This is a genomic window from Flavobacterium tyrosinilyticum, assembly GCF_023656565.1.
Classification (GTDB): domain Bacteria; phylum Bacteroidota; class Bacteroidia; order Flavobacteriales; family Flavobacteriaceae; genus Flavobacterium; species Flavobacterium tyrosinilyticum.
The window spans coordinates 211,454-231,247 of the sequence record NZ_JAMOKG010000002.1; the positions used below are offsets into that span (position 1 = coordinate 211,454).

Below are 19,794 nucleotides of genomic sequence, written 5' to 3' on the forward strand. Positions count from 1 at the left end.
GGTTGGTCAAATTCGGGTGCAAATGTAGAAAATAATTATAAATTATGAATTATAAATTGTAAATTATTTTAACTGTTTGATAAAATGTGTTTTATAGTTTTAATTTGTGTTTTTTGTTATTATGAATTTTTGAACATGAGAATTGTATTTTGCTATGTTATTTAAGGTGAAATCTTACATTTGTATAGGTTTTGATTAAAATATGATGAATAAAAATTATATGAAAGAATATATCGAGTTTTCTAATGAATTTAGAAAATCGAATGGTTCTAAAGAAAGTGTTGAGAAAATGTATGACCTTTTGTATGAACTAGAAAGCATTGAGAAAAACAAACAGGAAAGTTTAGTTCTTTCAAATGTTTATATTCTTTTGGGTTTTCATAGATCAGCTTTTGAAACTTTTAAAGAAGCTGCAGATTCAAAAAACACAAAGGATATTTCTAAGCTTTATGTTTTGGAGCAGAAAGCGAAATCGCATGAAAACAATTTTATTATAAAGGATCTTAGGAAACTTAAAGCGAAAAAAGAAAAAGTGCAATTAGTTCTGAGTGATTTCTCACAGTCAAAAAAAGACGAAAAGAAATTTAAAATTAAAAACAAAAATATTGTTGTATTTAATAAGGTTCTTGAAAAAGGTAAATTTTCAATTTACTTACCAAATAATCATATTGAAGCGTATTTTGATAAAATAGTTGAGCACATTAATTGGCTTTCAAATTGTAAAAACGAATTAATTGATTTTTATAACAAAGAACAATATGATTCGCAAATTAGAGCAGATCTTGATTGGTATGATACTTTAGAATTATATCGAGTTTTAATAATTATTAATGATGAGGGTACTTTTACATCTGTTACTGCTGGAGATGATTTTTACCGAGATCATTTGCTGGATATAGAACTATCCGGTAATCAAATAACGTCTATGAATTATAATGGTTAGATTTTAGTTTCACTCACAGTTTTCGGTCTCAGTCACTGAAAACTGAACACTAAAAACTGAACACTGGACACTACTTACTATTTATCTTCCAACAAATCTGGTCGTCTATTTTTAGTATGTTCATACGCCATGTCCTCACGCCATTTATCAATTTTGGCTGCGTGTCCGCTGGTTAAAACTTCTGGAACTTTCCATCCTTTATAATCTGCAGGTCTTGTATATATTGGTCCTGAAAGCAAATTGTCCTGAAAACTATCTGTCAAGGCTGAGGTTTCATCGCTTAAAACACCAGGAATTAATCGAATTAAAGCATCAGATAAAACTATGGCGCCCAATTCTCCTCCAGATAAAACGTAATCGCCAATCGAGATTTCTTTTGTAATAAAATGATCTCTAACTCTTTGGTCAACACCTTTGTAATGTCCGCATAAAATGATAATGTTTTCATACATTGACATTTTATTTGCCATTTTCTGGTCTAAGGTTTCGCCGTCAGGAGACATGTAGATTATTTCGTCATATTCTCGCTGACTTTTCAAATGCGTAATACAATCATCAATAGGCTGAATTGTCATTACCATTCCGGCACCTCCACCAAAAGGATAGTCATCTACACTTTTCTGTCTATTTGTGCTATAATCACGAAGATTGTGAAAATGCACTTCGACCAAACCTTTATCAATGGCGCGTTTCATAATTGAAGCCTCAAACGGACTTCTTAATAATTCGGGTAAAAGTGTAATAATGTCAATTCGCATCTTTAATCGATAATTTCTTGCCGGCAAAGATACAAATATTGCATGGAGTCTTTTGGTAATAATTATATAACATACTTATTAAATTGTGTAAAAGTTTATGTTGTAACTTTATTTATCATTACATTCTTAATTATCAATGGTATAGCGACCAAATCCAAACGTAAATTCAAATACTTATTATGAAAAAAACAATATTAATGTTCCCACTGCTTGCACTCTTTGTGCTCTCTTGTGCAAGTACGAGCTCAGCTACGGTCGATGTGGGAGAAGCTAAATCGAAAGTACTAAAAACCTTAGGGAATCCGGTAAGAACTTTAGATAATAATCAAAATGGTGAAATTCTTGTTTACGCAGATCAAGTTTTTACTGAAGATGGAACAACTTCATTGGCCGGATCAAACTACTGGCGCTACAATTATGTGTACATAAGTAAAGAAGGTAAAGTTACATCAACACGACAAGAGAAACAGAATTATCCGCCTCAAGCAATTGATTCTGCAAAAATGGAAGGATTAAATTTATTGACATCTAAATAAGTTTGTCCGAAATATTTTTGAACAATTCGTATTTTTAGATTTATGTAGAAATACGAATTGTTTATTTAATGACTTCACCAAAAATAAAAATCCTTGCCATATCTGGAAGTACGAGAAGTAATTCCAGTAATTTCAAAATTCTGAAATACATTTCAAATTACTTAAAATCTAATTTCGAAATAGAAATATTTGAAGATTTAGAAAGCCTTCCTCATTTTAATCCCGATTTAGATACAGATAATCCTCCGCAAGCAATCACTTCATTTAGAAATAAAATAAGAGATGCTGATGGCGTTATTATTTGCACGCCCGAATACGTGTTTAGCCTTCCGGGAAGTTTAAAAAATGCTTTAGAATGGTGTGTTTCAACCACGATTTTTTCAAACAAAAATATAGGTCTGATTACAGCTTCTGCCTCTGGAGAAATGGGACATCAGCAGCTTTTGCTGGTAATGAAAACGCTTGAAGCTAAATTTGATGATGCAACACAGCTTTTAATTCAGGGAGTTCGCGGAAAAGTTAGTGCTGAAGGCGAAATCACATCAGAACAAACTGCAGAAGCACTTCAAAATTTTGCAGAAAACGTTAAGAATCAATTTTTGTGATATATTTACTTTCTGAAATTTAAATCATAAAATGATTAGCAGAAGAAATTTTATCGTAACCACAGGTCTTGCTGCAACAGCTGTTTTGGCTTCACCATCATTTGCATTTTCTATGAATAAAAAAGAAATAGGCTTACAACTGTATACGCTTCGTGAAGAACTTCCGAAAGATGTAAAAGGAACTTTAGAAAAAGTTGCCCAAGCAGGTTATACCAATGTCGAAACATACGGTTTTTCGATAAAAGATCAGTTTTGGGGATTAACGCCAAAAGAACTTAAAAAGATTTTAGATGATAATGGATTGAAAGCCGTTAGCGGACATTATAATTTAGGAAGCTTTTTGTACGATGGAAATACCGAAGAATTAATTGCGTCAATTGAAGCTGCAAAAAATCTAAAAAGCGAATTTCTAACTGTTCCGTGGGTTGACGAACCTTTCAGAAGAAATATTAAAGATTATAAAAAGATAGCCGCTCGTGTAAATGAAGCTGCAAAAATGTGTAAAAGTGCAGGTTTGAAACTGGCCTATCATAATCATGATTTTGAATTTCAAAAGCACGATAGTGTAACGGGTTATGAAATTTTATTAAAGGAAACCGACAAAGATTTAGTCTTTTTTGAATTGGATTTGTATTGGGTAATTCATTCTGGAAATGATCCTTTAAAATTATTCAAAGAAAATCCTGGACGCTTTAAAATGTGGCACGTAAAAGATAAAGACAAAATAAATAATGAACTGAATACCGAAGTTGGTTCTGGAACAATCGATTTTAAACCTATTTTCAAAGAAGCAAAACAATCGGGAATGGTTCATTTTTTTGTAGAACAGGAGAATAATTTTGCTTCCAATTCTTTTGAATCAATTAAAACGAGTTGTGATTTTATTTCGAAAAATTTAATCTAGTAAATTGATTTATGAAGAAACTTTTTTTGGTGTTATTAGTTATTCTTTGTTCTTGTGAATCAAATAAGAAAGAAAAATCAAAATCAAATCACCAGCCAAAGCAGGAGCTTAATTTAAAGGTAGATCCCTATTTTGTAGCGATCAAAACTAATGATATTAAGCTTGCTGAGCCAGTTTTTGGTGATTGGCTGTATTCTCGTAAAGAAAAAGGGCAAACTTTTGAGCAGTTTATTAAAACAAAACATGTTGTTCCAACCAAAGAAGAAAATATTATTTATCTGCAGCCTATAGGAAAGTTTAATTCGTTGCAAGTCAAACAAATTGAATTAGTTCGTCAATATTTGCAAATATTTTTTCAGCTAGAAACCAAAGTTTTAAAAGATGTTTCAAATGATATTATTCCGAATAATGCTAGAAGAATTGGAGATGTTGGGCAGGAACAATTTTTAGCAGGTTATATTTTAACCGATGTATTAAAAAAAGAAAAGCCAGATAAAGGAGTTGCTTTAATGGCTATAACAGAAAAAGATTTGTACCCAAAGCCAGAATGGAATTATGTGTTTGGATTAGCATCTTATAGAGATAAAATTGCGGTAAGTTCGATGTACAGAATGCAAAAAGAAGCAGACTTTAATTTGAGTTTAGATCGATTATTGAAGATTTGTTCACACGAAATAGGACATATGTTCGGTTTGCATCATTGCATTGAAGCGAATTGCGTTATGAATGGAACAAATAGCATGGTAGAAACAGATAGACATTCCCTTAGATTGTGTTCTCTTTGCCAAAGAAAACTAAATTCGGGATTTAAATACGATAATGTAAAAAGATTAAAAGAATTAGAAAAATATTTTAAGGACAACCAATTAACCAGCGGTGTTGTGTTAATGGAAAAAGACCTTAAAAGCATTCAATAAAAATAAAAAGATTATGAGTATAGGAACAAGCAAGGAATTTATAAAAGGAGATGAAATCGAGTGGGAAGTAGTCGGAGAAGGAATAAAACGAAAAATTTTAGCTTTTGACGAAAGAGTAATGCTGGTAAATGTGCATTTTGAGAAAGGTGGAATTGGTGTTTTACACGAACATTATCATACACAAGTTACTTACGTAGCAAGTGGAAAATTCGATGTTACGATAAACGGTGTGACCGAAACGTTAAAGGAAGGCGATAGTTTTTACATTCCGCCTCATGCAATTCATGGAGTTGTGTGTTTGGAAACAGGAATGCTAACGGATGTTTTTGGCCCTGCGAGAGAAGATTTTTTAAAATCATAACAGCTTTAAAATCAGTTAATTTTTAGCTTTAAAATCCTGATCTAATCTTAAATTTAAAAATTTTATAACTTTTTTAAAGATTCAATTAAGATTAGATCGGTATTTTTGCAGCATGAATTTATCTAAAACAAATGTACTTTTTATGGCAGTTTGCACTGGTCTTATAGTTGCAAATCTTTATTACTGCCAGCCTTTGATTGTTTTAATTGCCAACGAATTTAAAATTCCTGAAGCCAGCGCCGGAACGATAACCTATTTAACTCAAGCAGGTTATGCGATTGGACTGTTTTTTATGGTTCCGCTTGGCGATAAAATAGAACGAAAAAGGCAAATTTTAATGACCACTTTTGCTACTGTAATTGCTTTATTAATTGCAGCTACAGCCAAAAGTTTTCTTGTTTTGCAAATTGCTTCATTGCTAATTGGAATCACGTCGATTGTGCCACAGCTTATTCTTCCTCTTGCCGCTTCTTTAAGCGCGCCCGAAGAACGAGGGAAAGTGGTTGGAACTATTATGAGCGGACTTTTAGTTGGGATTTTGCTTTCGCGAACGTTAAGCGGATTTATCGGCCAAGTTTTAGGTTGGAGATCAATGTTTTATATCGCGGCCGGAATTTGTCTTTTGATCTTTTTTGTCATTCAAAGTAAATTTCCGCAGAATAAACCACAGTTTCAAGGAACTTATGGCCAATTGATCCAGTCTTTGTTTACGCTAATCAAAACACAACCCGTTTTGCGCGAAGCAACAGCAATCAACGTTTTCAGTTTTGCTCAGTTTGGAGCATTCTGGACCACAATGGTTTTATTGCTTTCTGGCGAACCTTTTAATTTTAATAGTGCTACAATTGGTCTGTTCGGAATTGTTGGAGCTTCTGGAGCTTTGGCTGCACCTTTGGTGGGGAAATTAGGAGATAAAGGAAACTCTAGAATTGCAGTAGGTTATGGCTGTTTATTAGTTTTAATAAGCTTTATAGTTTTCTATTTTGCTATTGAAAGTGTAATCGGTATTGCAATCGGAATTGTGTTTATTGATATTGGAATTCAAGGCGTTCACATTTCAAACCAAACACGAGTGTATTCGTTATTGCCAGAAGCTAGAAACAGATTAAATACAGTGTTTATGTCGCTTACTTTTCTAGGTACTGCTGCAGGATCTGCTTATGGTTTAATGTTGTGGAAGTGGGGCGGATGGCACGCTGTAACCGTTGGCTGTATGATTTTATCTGCTTTGTCATTAATAGTCTATGGACTTACTTATAAATCAAAATCTAAAAAGGTAAAAGCACAAATTGATTAAAAAATTAATTTGTAAATTTGCGTTCAAATTAAAAATAACAACATGGAAAACGGAATATACGCTAAATTCAATACTAGCAAAGGTTCAATTTTAGTAAAATTGACGCACGATTTGACACCGGGAACTGTAGGTAACTTTGTAGCTCTTGCAGAAGGAAATATGGAAAATAAAGTGAAGCCTCAAGGACAAAAATTCTATGACGGATTAACTTTTCATAGAGTAATTGCAGATTTCATGATTCAAGGTGGTTGTCCAAAAGGAACTGGAACTGGAGATCCAGGTTATAAATTTGATGATGAATTTCACCCAAGTTTAAAACACGATCGTCCAGGAGTTTTATCTATGGCAAATTCAGGACCTGGAAGTAATGGTTCTCAATTTTTCATTACGCACGTTGCAACTCCTTGGTTAGATAATAAACATACTGTTTTTGGAAACGTTGTTGAAGGACAAGATGTTGTTGATGCTGTTGCTCAAGGAGACAATTTAGAGTCAGTTGAGATTATCAGAGTTGGAGAAGAAGCTCAAAAATGGAATGCAATTGAAGCTTTCATTGGTTTAAAAGGTGCTCGTCTAAAAAGAGAAGCAGCTTTAAAAGCAGAATCTGAAGCAAAAATGGAACAATTAGCTGCTGGTTTTGATAGAACAGAAAGCGGTTTACGTTATAAAATGATTCAAAAAGGAGAAGGAAAAAGAGCTGAAGCAGGAAAAACAGTTTCTGTTCACTACGAAGGGTCTCTAGAAAATGGAAAAGTATTTGATTCTTCTTACCCACGTAAAAAACCAATCGAATTCAAATTAGGAATTGGACAAGTTATTGAAGGATGGGACGAAGGTATTGCTTTATTGCAAGTTGGAGACAAAGCTCGTTTTGTTATACCTTCTGATTTAGGATACGGACCAGCTGGTGCTGGAGGAGTTATTCCACCAAACGCAACTTTGATTTTCGACGTTGAATTAATGGACGTAAAATAAGACTTTAAAAGCAATTTAGTATTGTTTTAAATAAATATCCCATAGGCTGTAGCTTATGGGATTTTTTTATATTTACTTGAATTAAAAAAAGCAAAACCAAGAAATGAAAAAAACGATTTTAAGTTTAATGGCCATAATGTTGTTTGCAGCGGCATGTGGTACTAAAAAAACGGCTGTCGCAGAAACTGCTCCTGTTGAAAAGGAAGTTAAAACAAAAGAATTAACTCCAGAATTAGCAGAAGGGAAAAGTCTTTACGAGAACAGTTGTGCGAGATGTCATAAGCTCTATGAACCAAAAGAGTATACAAAAACAGAATGGACGCCGATTTTGATAAAAATGGGTAAAAAAGCAAAATTAAACGAAACTCAAATGGCTTCAATTACAAATTATATTGATTCGCAATTGTAATTTAGATTTAAGTAATAAGAATAAAAAAAACTGTTCAATCGAACAGTTTTTTTGTTTTCAAATAGATATAAAAAAAACACCGTCACAAAATGAGGTGTTTTTAAATTTAAGAATGATGTACTGCAGAGTTATCTACAGCTATTACTTTTAAAGTTTTGATGCCAGCTGGTAATTCCCAATCAACTTCGTCATTTTCTTTAAACCCAATAATAGCAACACTTAAAGGCGCTAGAATTGATATTTTAGATTGTTTTACGTCTGCTGCTGAAGGTAAAACGATTTGAATTTTCATTTGTTTCTTGGCTTTTACATCTTCTATCGTTACAAATGAATTGATTCGGATTACCGAACTATCCAATTCGCTTTCTTTACTAATTACAGCGCGATCTAATTCTTGCGAAAGCTGATTGGCTTCTTTAGTATTTGTCGAGTTTTTACTTTTTAAAATCAATTCTCTTAAAAATTGATAATCTGATTTACAGAAAGTGGGTGTTGGTTTCATATCTATATTGAATTTATTGTTATAAAATTTTAAATTGATGTTTTCTTCTTAGAATAATCTACAAGTAAAAATTTCTCTGACTTTAACAGAATCGAAATGTTTAATCTGAAAAACAAAAAAATATCTGATCAAAAATTGATTTTTGTCAAATAATAAAATGTTTAAGCTGATGTAAATCCTCCGTCAAAAAGAAGAAAAGTGAAGTAGACGGAGGCCTAAAAAATAAAGGCCTTATTATGTGAAATAATTACAGCAGGTAGCGGTTTTGCTAAGCAAAACGACTTTATAGAAGCTGTAAATGGTGTTTTATTTCCCATAAGGAGGATTAAATTGATTTGCAAAGATAGTTAATCTTTTTGAATTTAGTGAGGTTTTACTTCCATTTAATGCCACATCCTAAACTAGGTTTCTGTGGTTTTTTTAAACTTCTGTTGTAAATTAAGGCGTCAATCGCGCCTCTAAGGTCACTTCCGCTAAGAGGAATTCCGTTGCCAGGTCTTGAATCGTCAAGTTGTCCGCGATAGAATAATTTGTCTTGATTATCAAATAAATAGAAGTCTGGGGTGCAAGCCGCTTGATAAGCTTTTGCTGTTTCCTGACTTTCATCGTACAAATAAGGAAAATCAATTTTATTTTCCATGGCAAAGTCCGTCATTAATTCTGGACTGTCTTCAGGATATTTAACAACATCATTACTAGAAATGGCAATTACTCCAAGTCCTTGAACGCGATAATCATTCGCAATCATTACAATTTCGGTTATTACATGATGCACAAATGGGCAATGATTACAAATGAACATTACCAAAGTGCCTTTCGAACCTTTTAAATCTTCAAAAGAAAAAGTATTGTTCGAGTTGGTATCTTTTAAGTAAAAATCAGGTGCAACTGTTCCTAATGGAAGCATTGTTGATTCAGTTCGTGCCATTTTATTCGAAATTTGATTTTCAAAAGTAGCTTTAAAAATCTGTAAATAAAAGAGCACAATAATAAAAAATACCCAAAGAAAGCAGTTAGCTGATCCAGCTTGCTTCTTTGGATACTTTTTTAAGTTTTTATGAATTCAAAAAAGCCAGTAAATCTTCATTTAGCTTTTCTCTATCGGTATAAAAAAGTCCGTGAGGTGCACCTTCATATTCGATATAAGTATTGTTGGCTATAGATTTTGCTGCTTTTCTGGATGTTAGGTCAATCGGCACAATTTTATCGTCGTCTCCGTGAATGATTAAAGTTGGAACTTTTATGAAGTCTACTTCATCTCTAAAATCAGTGAATGAAAAAGATTCAGCGCATTTTAAAGTAGCTCGTGGAGAAGCCGCTGAACATAAAGCTCTGTAATATTCTAATAAAGGCGTGCTTAAAGGTTTGTTGATAATATTGACACCGAAAAATGTTTTTCCGAAATTATCAATAAAAGCAATTCTATCTTCTTTTATTGCTGCTGCCGTATTTTCGCTTTTTTCTTTTGGATGTCCGTCTGGATTATCATGCGTTTTTAACAGAAAAGGAATGATTGACGAAATCAAAGCTGCTTTTGTAACTCCTTTTCCGCCATGACGGCTGAAATAACGAACCACTTCGCCACCGCCCATAGAGAAACCAACAAGAGTTACGTTTTCTAATTCTAGTTGCTCAATAATTTCCTTTAGATCATCTGCTAAAGTATCGTAATCGTAGCCATCCCACGGTTGAGAAGATTTTCCAAATCCGCGTCGGTCGTAGGCAATTACACGATAATTATTTTGTACTAAATGATCAATTTGATATTCCCACATTTCATTAGAAAGAGGCCAGCCATGAATTAGGATAACAGGTTTTCCTTGACCGTAATCCTTTACATAAAGTCTTACATTTTGAGCAGTTTCTATATATTTATCGGTATGAATCTGTTTTAAATTCGATTCAAAATCCTTAATTGACATGCATGCATTTGGTTCAGTATGTTCCATGTTATATCTTTTTACGTGAGTATTTTCGTTTTTCTTCAAGTAAAATTAGCTCGTAAGTAAAAGAAATAGGTTATAGAATTAGGCGCATTAATTACAAAATTTATAGGTTTGTAAATAATACAATTTAAAAATGGATTTAACCTGGAATGAATTTGAGCGCACAGATATGCGCGTAGGAACTATTATTGAAGTCAATGATTTTCCTGAAGCAAGAAAACCTGCCTATCAATTAACGATCGATTTTGGCTCGGAAATCGGAATTAGGAAATCATCTGCGCAAATTACAAAACGATATCAAAAGGAAGATTTAGTAAATCGTCAGATTGTGGCGGTTGTCAATTTCCCAAGAAAGCAAATCGGAAAATTTATGAGTGAATGTCTTGTTCTTGGTGCCGTAGGCGAGGAGGGAGACGTAATTTTATTGGCTCCCGATTTTAAAATTGAAAATGGTTTGCGTATCGGATAGTTTTCTAATCAATAAATTTTACCGCAAAGCACGCAAAGTTTTTTTGCAAGTGATATTTTTAGAAAAAGTTAAAGTTCGCAAAGGTTTGCGAACTTTAACCGGCAAAAACTTTCCATAAAGCGTTGCGATCTTTGCGTAAATCTTTGTGATCTTTGCAGTTAAATTTTACGCTATGATGAAGCCCACTTTTTACAATCAGACTGAAAACTGAGACTGAGACTTGAAACTAAGAAATTTTTTCAATCAACTTCTGTAAAATAACCTGTCCTTCTTCCCAATATTTTAAATCAGAATCAGAATTAATGTGACCTTGCTGGCCAACATTTACAAAATCACTTCCCCATTTTTCAGCGAAGTATTTTTTTCTTTCAAAAGAAGCATAAGGGTCATTTTCGCTTGCCACAACTACCGAAGGAAAAGGCAATTTATAAAGCGGAATCGGCGAAAAATTTCTTGTGCATTCTGGCGTGTGTTCTGGCGAATCGACATCTGCAGGAGCAACTAAAAAAGCACCGATAACATTCTGATTATTGTATTTTTCTGCCCAATGCAAAACCAATGATACGGCTAAACTATGCGCCACTAAAATAGTTGGTTTATTAAGTTTAGAGATATTCTCGTTTAATCGGTCAAGCCATTCTTCTAGAATAGGTTCGTCCCAATTGTCTTGTACAACGCGAATTGAGTTTTCGAATTTTTGATGCCAAAAGGTTTGCCAGTGTTTCTCTCCAGAATCTCCAAGTCCTGGTATAATTAATAGTTGTGTCTCCATTGCCGTGGAATTTTATTTAGTGATTATTTTTTAGTTTCTTTCAAAATTCGGTTTACTTCATTTACCAAAAGAGGAAAAGCAGGTTCTGTCATGCCGTGGTTGTAACCGTCTAATTCGTAAAGTTTAGTTTGTGTATGTCCGACCAATTTCATCATTCTTGCCAAGTAGGCGTTTTCTTCATAGCGGCCAAGCATTTCTAATTCACGATCTCCCGTAATTAATAATAATGGTGGCGCATCTGCACGAACATGATATAAAGGAGCAAATTCATCAATTGTTGGTTGTTTTTCTGGAATTCCTTTTTCTCTTCTTATTTCGAAATGAGTAATACATTGACTGCTAAACGGAATAAGACCGGCGATTTGATTGGCATCAATTTTTTCCTTTTCAAGCCATTTTTTATCTAACCCAATCATCAAACCGAGATAAGCTCCAGCAGAATGTCCAGAGACAAAAATCTTTGTTTTGTCGCCTCCATAATTAGCAATATTGTTAAAAGCCCATGCAACTGCTGCAGCTGCATCTTCAATGGCTTTTGCAGCTTTTGCTTTTGGCGAAAGCCTATAATTAACTCCAATAATAGCAAAGCCTTTATTTTTTAAAGCTTCAGGAATTTCTTTGTTTCCGCCAGTTAATCCGCCGCCGTGAAACCAAACGATTGTAGCAAATCCGGTTTTATTTTTTGGATAGTAAATATCTAGCACACATCTTTCGTTGATATATTTGTCTGATTTATTTACCGATGCATTATAATATTGAATGTTGTTTTTCGTTTCATATTCTATATTCTGTGCAGAAAGAGAAATTCCGAAGAAGATGAAACTTAAAAGAAGAATTAATTTTTTCATTTTTATGGAAGTTGAATGTTATAAGTTATGAGGTGTAAGTTATGACGTTTAACTCTTAACCTAATAACTTTTAACTTTATAAGAAAACTAAATATATAAAAAAAGTCCAAAATGCAGAACAAATTGGACTCCTACTTTATGTAGATGATTTTGACTAAATATCGTCAAAATCAATATCTGTAAAACTAGATCTTTGACTTTCAGTTTTTTCAGAACTGTATTCTTTTTTAAAGTCTTTTTGGTGTCTTTCAGAAATTACTTCTTCGCCTTTGTGGTTTAAAACATAAGAAGTCATTTCCTCTAATATTTCGGCAAAAGCACTAAAATCTTCTTTGTATAAGTAAATTTTGTGTTTTTTGAAGTGAAAAGAACCATCTTCCTCAGTAAATTTTTTGCTTTCGGTAATAGTAATGTAATAATCATCAGCTTTGGTAGCTCTCACATCAAAGAAATAAGTTCTTCTTCCTGCTCGTAATACTTTAGAAAAAATCTCTTCTTTTTCTAACATGTCATTTTCTCTCATAATACGTTCTATCATTTTTGGAATTAATAGTACTCAAAAATCATAAAAAATTATCTATTACGCAACAATTAAAGTAATTCTTTTTCCGAAAGTTGTTTTAAATATAACGCCGAATAGTATCCTTCTTGATTTATTAATTGATTATGAGAGCCTTGTTGAATTATCCTACCATTTTCTAATATGATAATTTTGTCTGCATTCTTTGCAGATGAAACTCGATGACTTACAATTATAGTGGTTTTATCTTTAGAAATTTCAAATAAATTATTCAAAATCATTTCTTCGGTTTCGGTATCGACAGCCGACAAACAATCGTCAAAAAGTAAGATTGCAGGGTTTTTAATGATCGCTCTAGCAATAGAAACACGCTGTTTTTGTCCGCCCGAAAGCGTGATTCCTCTTTCGCCTAAAACGGTGTCGTACTGTTTGTTAAAGGCGATAATATTGTCGTGAACCACCGCGTTTTTAGCAGCTTCGATTACTTCATCATCAGTTGCATTTTGGTTTCCGAATTTGATATTGTTTTTAATCGTATCAGAAAATAAGAAAGCATCTTGAGGCACGATTCCGATGTTGTTGCGAAGATCATTTAAGTTTAAAGTGCTGATTTCGTTTTCATCAATTTTAACTTCACCTTCGGTTACATCATATAGTCTCGAAATCAAAGAAAGAATAGTCGATTTTCCAGAACCTGTTTTTCCGAGGATTGCCAATGTTTCTCCTTTTTTTACTGTAAAAGAAACATTTTTCAATGCTTCAATATTAGTGTCCTGATAAGTAAAAGAAACATTTTCGAAAGTAATATTTCCGTGAATTTCTGATTCGTTTTCGTTGTTGTTTTTGATTTCTGGTTCAATTTTCAAAAATTCATTCAAACGTTTTTGAGAGGCTTCTGCTTCCTGAACCATAGAAGAAACCCATCCTAAAGAGGCAACAGGCCAAGTCAGCATATTTACATATAAGATAAATTCTGCAATTGTCCCAATATTAGAAATGCTTCCATTAATATACATTACACCTCCAAAATAGATTACAACCAAATTACTGATTCCGATAAGGGCAATCATTAAAGGTCCAAATAAAGATTGTACTCTTGCAAGACTTAAACTTTTACGTTTGCTTTCTTCAGCCAAATCAACCATATTGTTTTGATGTTGATTTTCTAACGAATAGGCTTTTATTACGCGAATTCCTGAAAAAATTTCCTGAGTAAAACTGGAAACTTTAGAAAGGTATTGTTGGAAAGTGGTACTTCTTTTATTGATTTCAGAGCTTAACTTGAAAATGCAATATGAAAGAATTGGCAAAGGCAATATAGTATATAAAGTAAGAAGTGGCGATACATTATACATATATATTATAACGATTGCAAAACGAATAAATGTATTAATAGTATACATTACTGCGGGCCCAACATACATACGAACTTTGGAAACATCTTCGCTAATACGGTTCATTAAATCTCCCGTTCTATTTTGTTTGTAGAAATTCTGCGAAAGATTCTCGTATTGTCTGAAAACTTCATTTTTTAAATCAAATTCAATATGTCGTGACATTACGATCAAAGTCTGGCGCATTAGGAACGTTAGAAAACCTGCAACAATCGTAGTTCCGATGATAAGTAGCACATTATGAATGAGATCCTGACGGAAACTGGCGATTACAGCTTCGGAGTTTTGCTCTGCAACAGAAAGTTTATCAAAATTTTCAATAGCATTTAAAGACTTACTAATAAGTTTTGGTGTAAATAAAGAAAATATTTGTGCGATTATGGTTATTAAAATACCTGCAGAGAAACTGTATTTATATTTAATGAAATATTTATTTAAATAGCTTAATTCTTTCATTTTTTTAAGAAATCTAATATTGAATTGATTTGTTTTTAAGAATTATTATTAAAGAAAATTATAATAATTTGCGATTTAATCAAAACAATTATATTGTAATATTGTTATTTTAAAGATAAAAAATTAGCACATGTGTATTTTTTAATTATGTTTGAGAAGTCTTTTTGACGAATTCATAATTTTAACTAATTTATACTAGCGCTATGGATGCAACTTTCGCAACTGGAAAGGAACTTCAAAAAATGGATCCTGTTTTTGGACAGTTATCTTTTGACGATCACGAACAAATTGTATTTTGCAATGACAAAGATACAGGTTTAAAAGCAATTATTGGTATTCATAATTCGGTTATGGGACCAGCTTTGGGAGGAACCAGAATGTGGAATTACAACACAGAATGGGAAGCTTTAAATGACGTTTTACGCCTTTCGAGAGGTATGACTTTTAAATCGGCTATTACTGGACTGAATATTGGTGGTGGTAAAGCAGTTATTATTGGTGATGCTAAAACGCAAAAAACTCCTGAGTTAATGCGTAAGTTTGGAGAGTTTGTTCACTCATTAAGCGGAAGATATATTACAGCAGAAGATGTCGGAATGGAAACGAAAGACATGGATACTGTAAGAGATGTAACGCCTTACGTTACTGGTATTTCTGAAGAAAGAGGTGGTTCTGGAAATCCTTCTCCAATTACAGCTTACGGTGTCTATTTGGGTATGAAAGCTGCCGCTAAAAGCCAGTTTGGAACTGATGTTTTAGAGGGTAAAAAAGTTTTGGTACAAGGAATTGGACACGTTGGTGAAACTTTGGTTGAGTATTTAACTAAAGAAGGAGCGCAGGTAACTATTTCTGATATCAACGAAGAGAAATTATTCCAAGTTGCTTCAAAATACAATGCAACAATTTATACTGGTGAAGATTTATATACTGCAGATGTTGATATCTACGCGCCATGTGCGATGGGAGCAACAATCAATGATAATACAGTAGATAAAATTAAAGCAAAAGTGATTGCTGGTGCTGCCAACAATCAATTAGCCGATGAGAATGTTCACGGGGCAAGATTACAAGAAAGAGGGATTTTATATGCTCCAGATTTCTTAATCAATGCGGGTGGAATTATCAATGTTTATGCTGAATTAGCTAACTATGGTAAAGCTGAAATCATGACTAAAACAGAGAATATCTACAATACAACTTTAGAAATTATTGATTTCGCTGCTAAAAACGGAATAACAACGCATAAAGCGGCTCTTACTATTGCTCAAAATCGTATCGATCAAAGAAGAATCGAGAACGCTTCTAAGTAATTTTTTAAGTTTACAGTCTCAGTCTCAGTTTTCAGATTTACTGGAAACTGAGATTTTTTGTTTTTGCTAAATACTGAAAACTGCGACTGCGAGTGAAAACTAAATAAAAAAGACCACGGAAACAACTACTTTTTTACGAATTAATTTTAAAATACGTATCAAAAGTTATACTTTTGCAGACTAATTTTTAAATGTTCTTACAAGGTGGTAAATAGAAGACACATACGCGTTAAAGTAATGCAATCCATTTATGCAATGCACCAAAGCGGTTCTGATAACATGGAAAAAGAAGAGAAATTTCTTTTCTACAGCATTGATAATATTCAGGACTTATATCTTATAATGCTTTCTTCATTGATAGAAATTTGCAAAAAAGAAGCTGTCTATTTGCATCTGTCAAGCAAAAAACACCTGGCAACTGCCGCAGAACGTAATCCGAATGAAAAATTTGTAAAGAATAAAATTTTTCAACTTCTAGCTGAAAGCAATTCTCTTAGTATCGCTTTAGAAAATCGTAAAATCAATAACTGGTCATTAAACGATGATTATATTATTTTGCTTTTAAATGATGTTAAAGCAAGCGATATCTACCAAAAATATATGAGCAATAACGTAAATACGTTTGAAGAAGACAGACAATTTATTATTGATTTGTTTGAAAATGTTATTGTTCCAAATGAAAAATTATATGAGTACTTAGAAGATGATAAATTGACTTGGGTTGATGATATTCCTGTTGTAAATACTCATATTGTGAAGCAGTTGAAAGCAATTAAAACGGAAGATCCGGACGATTTTAGAGTGCCTAAATTGTATAAAGATGTTGAGGATAAGGATTTTGCAAAAGATTTATTTAGAAGAACAATTCTAAACGAAACGGCATTTGCAAAAGAATATGAAGATAAAACACCAAATTGGGACAGTGATCGTATTGCTGAAATCGATACTATTATCTTGAAAATGGCAATTTGCGAGTTTATAAAATTCCCTTCAATTCCAGTAAAAGTAACTCTTAACGAATATTTAGAAATTGCGAAAGAGTATTCTACACCAAAAAGTAGTATTTTTATCAACGGAATTTTAGATAATCTTGTTAAAGAGCTTACTGCCAATAAAAAGATGATAAAAGCGGGAAGAGGCTTGATGTAAGATTTAAAATAATCAATTTTTTAAATTGCTTCGCCTATTCGCTATCGCTCGAGTCCAAATTCCAACTGCTTTGTCTCTCTGAGCGAAGTCGAAGAGCTAAAAAAAAATATTAAATATAAATCAAAAACAAATTTAAATTATGGGACAATTAACTCAATTTGCGCCATTCCTTTTGATGTTCGTGGTAATCTATTTCTTCATGATTAGACCACAACAAAAAAGAGCTAAAAACGAAAAAGAATTTGAAAGCAGCCTAAAAGTAGGTGACAAAATAGTAACAAAAAGTGGTTTCCACGGTAAAATCGCTGAATTAGCAGAAACTACTGTTGTAATCGAAACTATGTCAGGAAAATTAAAATTAGAGCGTTCTGCAATTTCTCTTGAATTGAGCGCTGCTTTGAATAAAAAAGCTTAATTTTTTTAAAAAATTACAATATTTAAAATCCCAAATTCCAAATATGGAGTTTGGGATTTTTTTGAACCCATTTTTGTCATTTCGACCGAAGGGAGAAATCTTCGCAAGTAGCTCCGCAAAGATTTTAATTGATTGTAAGCAAACATAGCCCGTGGTTTTAACCACGGGAAACGGATTGTGATAATGATTGCGTCCCGTGGTTAAAACCAGGGGCTATGTTTGCAAGATGATGTGTTTTCTATTATGAAAAAACCTTTGTCAAAGTTTTAAACTTTGACAAAGGTTTAGTCTCGTATAGTTTGGAATTTGGAATTTTCTAAATTGAAATTTATTTATCGATATTTATCATTCAATCCAACATTCGCCAAAATCATCGGAATCACTTTTTCTATTCTCGAAAGCTTTGTTTTTTCCTGTTTTGCCGTTTCAATATATTCTAAAAACTCATATTGCTTGTATGGAGAAAATTTTGCAAATGCCTCCTTTAAAGCTGGATTTTGAGTCATTTCGTTTTCTAAAAGTTCAGAGATTATAGCTTCTTTTTTAGAAGGTTTTATTACTTTTCCTTGCTTTTCGTTTTCAATTGCTTCTTGAATGTATTCTAAGACTTCTTTTTCGTTTACTTCATCTTTAGAAGTAAAACGCCATTGGCGCATCGATTTTGTTTTGTCTTCTTGAGCATTGATTAATCTCTTTTTCTCATCTTTCAGAAATACGCCATTTAAAAACCAAATTGCAAAATAATTTTTAAAACCTCCAATTCCGATAACATTTTTTTTGTTGTAAACATAAATAGGTCCTCCCCATTTTATGGTTTCAACCAGCTCAGTTTTATCAATAATCGATTTCAGAAAAAGAAGTTCTTCTTCCCATTGATTGACTTTATCCCAAACGTGTTTTTTATCAGAATTCGGTTCCACTTTATCTTTTTCTTTTAGATTTTTCTGTTGTATCAAAAATTCCTGGAATAGCTGTCAGCTCGGCAATTTTCACAATTACATCAGTCGCTTTCTGAATGCTTTCTGCAGGAACATATTCGTATTTTCCGTGAAAGTTATGTCCACCAGCAAAGATGTTCGGACAAGGTAATCCCATAAAAGACAATTGAGAACCGTCTGTTCCGCCACGAATTGGTTTAATGATCGGCTTGATGTTTAATTCTCTCATCGCTTTTTCGGCAATATCTACAATATGTTTTACAGGAAGAACCTTTTCTTTCATATTGTAATATTGATCTTTAACTTCAGCAATTACAATGTCTTCGCCAAATTTCTTTGCGAATTTTTTATTGAATTGTTTCACCAATTTATGAATCAATTCTTTTCTTTTTTCGAATTTCTTTCTGTTGTGATCACGAATAATCAATTCTAAAACTGTCTCTTCAATGTTTCCTTTGATGTGATGTACATGGAAGAAACCTTCATAACCTTTGGTTTCCTGAGGAGTTTCGCCCTTTGGAAGTTCGTTAATGAAATCATTTGCCAAAAGCATAGAATTGATCATTTTTCCTTTAGCGTAACCTGGGTGAACGCTTTTTCCTTTAAAAGTAATTTTAGCTCCCGCAGCGTTAAAATTTTCGTATTCTAATTCCCCAATCTGACTTCCGTCCATTGTGTAAGCCCATTGTGCTCCGAATTTTTCTACATCAAAATGATGAGCACCACGGCCAATTTCTTCATCTGGAGTAAAGCCGATTCTGATTTTTCCGTGTTTAATTTCTGGATGCTGAATAAGATATTCCATTGCCGAAACAATTTCTGTAATTCCAGCTTTATCATCAGCTCCTAATAAAGTTGTTCCGTCAGTCGTAATGATCGTTTGCCCTTTATATAATAATAGATCTTTAAAGTAGTTTGGAGATAAAATAATGTTTTTCTCAGCATTCAATACGATATCTTTTCCGTCGTAATTTTCAACAATCTGAGGTTTTACATTCGCTCCGCTAAAATCTGGAGAAGTGTCAAAGTGAGAAACAAAACCAATGGTTGGTACTTCATGATCAACATTACTTGGCAACGTCGCCATGATATAAGCTTTGTCATCAATTGTTACATCTTCAAGTCCAATTGCTTTTAGTTCGTCAACTAATTTATTGGCAAGATTCCATTGTTTTTGCGTACTTGGTGTTGTTTGTGAATTTGGATCTGATTCCGTATCAATCGTTACATAACTGATAAAGCGATCTATGATATGTTGCATTTTTTTGAATTTTTAGCAAATATAGAAAAATTTTTCTGCTAAGAAATTTAGCTTTCAATATCTGAATTATTAAAAAAGGGATTCTAAATTGAATCCCTTTTTGTTATTT

The 19,794-nt window shown here is 32.9% G+C and carries 23 protein-coding genes; 13 read left to right on the plus strand and 10 right to left on the minus strand.

What is annotated here, in order from left to right; all coding sequences use genetic code 11:
- Nucleotides 1–202 precede the first annotated feature (202 nt).
- Complete coding sequence (locus NCC77_RS08590; RefSeq protein WP_250835204.1) at nt 203–943, plus strand: hypothetical protein; 741 nt, start codon at nt 203–205, stop codon at nt 941–943.
- Nucleotides 944–1,020: 77 nt separating this feature from the next.
- Here NCC77_RS08590 and trmD read toward each other — a convergent pair whose 3' ends face one another.
- On the minus strand, nt 1,021–1,701 hold the full coding sequence (gene trmD, locus NCC77_RS08595) for a tRNA (guanosine(37)-N1)-methyltransferase TrmD (protein ID WP_250835205.1): 681 nt from the start codon (nt 1,699–1,701) through the stop codon (nt 1,021–1,023).
- Between the two features lie 197 nt (nt 1,702–1,898).
- Between trmD and NCC77_RS08600 the strand changes: the two genes are divergently transcribed.
- The 8 genes from NCC77_RS08600 (at nt 1,899) to NCC77_RS08635 (ending at nt 7,705) form a co-directional block, all read left to right on the plus strand.
- Nucleotides 1,899–2,237: a hypothetical protein gene (locus NCC77_RS08600; RefSeq protein ID WP_250835206.1), complete on the plus strand. Its 339-nt coding sequence runs from the start codon at nt 1,899–1,901 to the stop codon at nt 2,235–2,237.
- Nucleotides 2,238–2,305: 68 nt separating this feature from the next.
- Nucleotides 2,306–2,842 (plus strand): NADPH-dependent FMN reductase, encoded by a 537-nt coding sequence (locus NCC77_RS08605; protein ID WP_250835207.1) that lies wholly within the window; start codon nt 2,306–2,308, stop codon nt 2,840–2,842.
- A 31-nt stretch (nt 2,843–2,873) separates the two neighbouring features.
- Entirely contained in the window at nt 2,874–3,746 is an 873-nt protein-coding gene (locus tag NCC77_RS08610) for a sugar phosphate isomerase/epimerase family protein (RefSeq protein WP_250835208.1), read from the plus strand.
- An 11-nt stretch (nt 3,747–3,757) separates the two neighbouring features.
- Complete coding sequence (locus tag NCC77_RS08615) at nt 3,758–4,663, plus strand: archaemetzincin family Zn-dependent metalloprotease (protein WP_250835209.1); 906 nt, start codon at nt 3,758–3,760, stop codon at nt 4,661–4,663.
- Between the two features lie 10 nt (nt 4,664–4,673).
- Nucleotides 4,674–5,024, plus strand: a complete 351-nt coding sequence (locus NCC77_RS08620; protein WP_250836252.1) for a cupin domain-containing protein — start codon at nt 4,674–4,676, stop codon at nt 5,022–5,024.
- Nucleotides 5,025–5,166: 142 nt separating this feature from the next.
- Nucleotides 5,167–6,321 (plus strand): MFS transporter, encoded by a 1,155-nt coding sequence (locus NCC77_RS08625; RefSeq protein ID WP_250835210.1) that lies wholly within the window; start codon nt 5,167–5,169, stop codon nt 6,319–6,321.
- Nucleotides 6,322–6,363: 42 nt separating this feature from the next.
- Nucleotides 6,364–7,296, plus strand: a complete 933-nt coding sequence (locus NCC77_RS08630) for a peptidylprolyl isomerase (protein WP_250835211.1) — start codon at nt 6,364–6,366, stop codon at nt 7,294–7,296.
- Nucleotides 7,297–7,399: 103 nt separating this feature from the next.
- Complete coding sequence (locus NCC77_RS08635) at nt 7,400–7,705, plus strand: cytochrome c (protein ID WP_250835212.1); 306 nt, start codon at nt 7,400–7,402, stop codon at nt 7,703–7,705.
- A gap of 106 nt (nt 7,706–7,811) precedes the next feature.
- Here NCC77_RS08635 and NCC77_RS08640 read toward each other — a convergent pair whose 3' ends face one another.
- The 3 genes from NCC77_RS08640 to NCC77_RS08650 all read right to left on the minus strand — a co-directional run bounded on the left by NCC77_RS08640 (nt 7,812) and on the right by NCC77_RS08650 (nt 10,156).
- On the minus strand, nt 7,812–8,207 hold the full coding sequence (locus NCC77_RS08640; RefSeq protein WP_095931379.1) for a GreA/GreB family elongation factor: 396 nt from the start codon (nt 8,205–8,207) through the stop codon (nt 7,812–7,814).
- A 373-nt stretch (nt 8,208–8,580) separates the two neighbouring features.
- Nucleotides 8,581–9,135, minus strand: a complete 555-nt coding sequence (locus tag NCC77_RS08645; RefSeq protein ID WP_250835213.1) for a thioredoxin family protein — start codon at nt 9,133–9,135, stop codon at nt 8,581–8,583.
- A 127-nt stretch (nt 9,136–9,262) separates the two neighbouring features.
- Entirely contained in the window at nt 9,263–10,156 is an 894-nt protein-coding gene (locus tag NCC77_RS08650; protein WP_250835214.1) for an alpha/beta fold hydrolase, read from the minus strand.
- 130 nt (nt 10,157–10,286) lie between these two features.
- Here NCC77_RS08650 and NCC77_RS08655 point away from each other — a divergent pair, with 130 nt between their 5' ends.
- Nucleotides 10,287–10,622, plus strand: coding sequence for a tRNA-binding protein (locus NCC77_RS08655; protein ID WP_202000200.1), 336 nt, complete (start codon nt 10,287–10,289; stop codon nt 10,620–10,622).
- Between the two features lie 226 nt (nt 10,623–10,848).
- Here NCC77_RS08655 and NCC77_RS08660 read toward each other — a convergent pair whose 3' ends face one another.
- The 4 genes from NCC77_RS08660 to NCC77_RS08675 all read right to left on the minus strand — a co-directional run bounded on the left by NCC77_RS08660 (nt 10,849) and on the right by NCC77_RS08675 (nt 14,612).
- On the minus strand, nt 10,849–11,394 hold the full coding sequence (locus tag NCC77_RS08660; RefSeq protein ID WP_250835215.1) for an RBBP9/YdeN family alpha/beta hydrolase: 546 nt from the start codon (nt 11,392–11,394) through the stop codon (nt 10,849–10,851).
- Nucleotides 11,395–11,417: 23 nt separating this feature from the next.
- Nucleotides 11,418–12,242 carry an alpha/beta hydrolase gene (locus NCC77_RS08665; RefSeq protein ID WP_250835216.1) on the minus strand — a complete coding sequence of 275 codons (825 nt, stop codon included), beginning with the start codon at nt 12,240–12,242 and terminating at the stop codon, nt 11,418–11,420.
- Between the two features lie 154 nt (nt 12,243–12,396).
- Complete coding sequence (locus NCC77_RS08670; protein WP_095931384.1) at nt 12,397–12,765, minus strand: PUR family DNA/RNA-binding protein; 369 nt, start codon at nt 12,763–12,765, stop codon at nt 12,397–12,399.
- Nucleotides 12,766–12,833: 68 nt separating this feature from the next.
- Entirely contained in the window at nt 12,834–14,612 is a 1,779-nt protein-coding gene (locus tag NCC77_RS08675) for an ABC transporter ATP-binding protein (RefSeq protein ID WP_250835217.1), read from the minus strand.
- Between the two features lie 203 nt (nt 14,613–14,815).
- Here NCC77_RS08675 and NCC77_RS08680 point away from each other — a divergent pair, with 203 nt between their 5' ends.
- The 3 genes from NCC77_RS08680 (at nt 14,816) to yajC (ending at nt 17,486) form a co-directional block, all read left to right on the plus strand.
- A complete protein-coding gene (locus NCC77_RS08680) occupies nt 14,816–15,922 on the plus strand; it encodes a Glu/Leu/Phe/Val family dehydrogenase (protein ID WP_284705088.1) in 1,107 nt (368 codons plus the stop codon).
- A 237-nt stretch (nt 15,923–16,159) separates the two neighbouring features.
- Nucleotides 16,160–17,071, plus strand: coding sequence for a transcription antitermination factor NusB (nusB, locus tag NCC77_RS08685; RefSeq protein ID WP_250835218.1), 912 nt, complete (start codon nt 16,160–16,162; stop codon nt 17,069–17,071).
- Nucleotides 17,072–17,210: 139 nt separating this feature from the next.
- The gene (yajC, locus tag NCC77_RS08690) at nt 17,211–17,486 is read left to right on the plus strand and encodes a preprotein translocase subunit YajC (protein WP_053471036.1); all 276 of its coding nucleotides are present in this window, start codon (nt 17,211–17,213) and stop codon (nt 17,484–17,486) included.
- Nucleotides 17,487–17,818: 332 nt separating this feature from the next.
- On the opposite strand, the gene NCC77_RS08695 is transcribed toward yajC, so the two are convergent.
- Entirely contained in the window at nt 17,819–18,406 is a 588-nt protein-coding gene (locus tag NCC77_RS08695) for a YdeI/OmpD-associated family protein (RefSeq protein WP_250835219.1), read from the minus strand.
- Nucleotide 18,407: 1 nt separating this feature from the next.
- Nucleotides 18,408–19,685 carry a peptidase T gene (gene pepT / locus NCC77_RS08700; protein WP_250835220.1) on the minus strand — a complete coding sequence of 426 codons (1,278 nt, stop codon included), beginning with the start codon at nt 19,683–19,685 and terminating at the stop codon, nt 18,408–18,410.
- Nucleotides 19,686–19,794 lie beyond the last annotated feature (109 nt).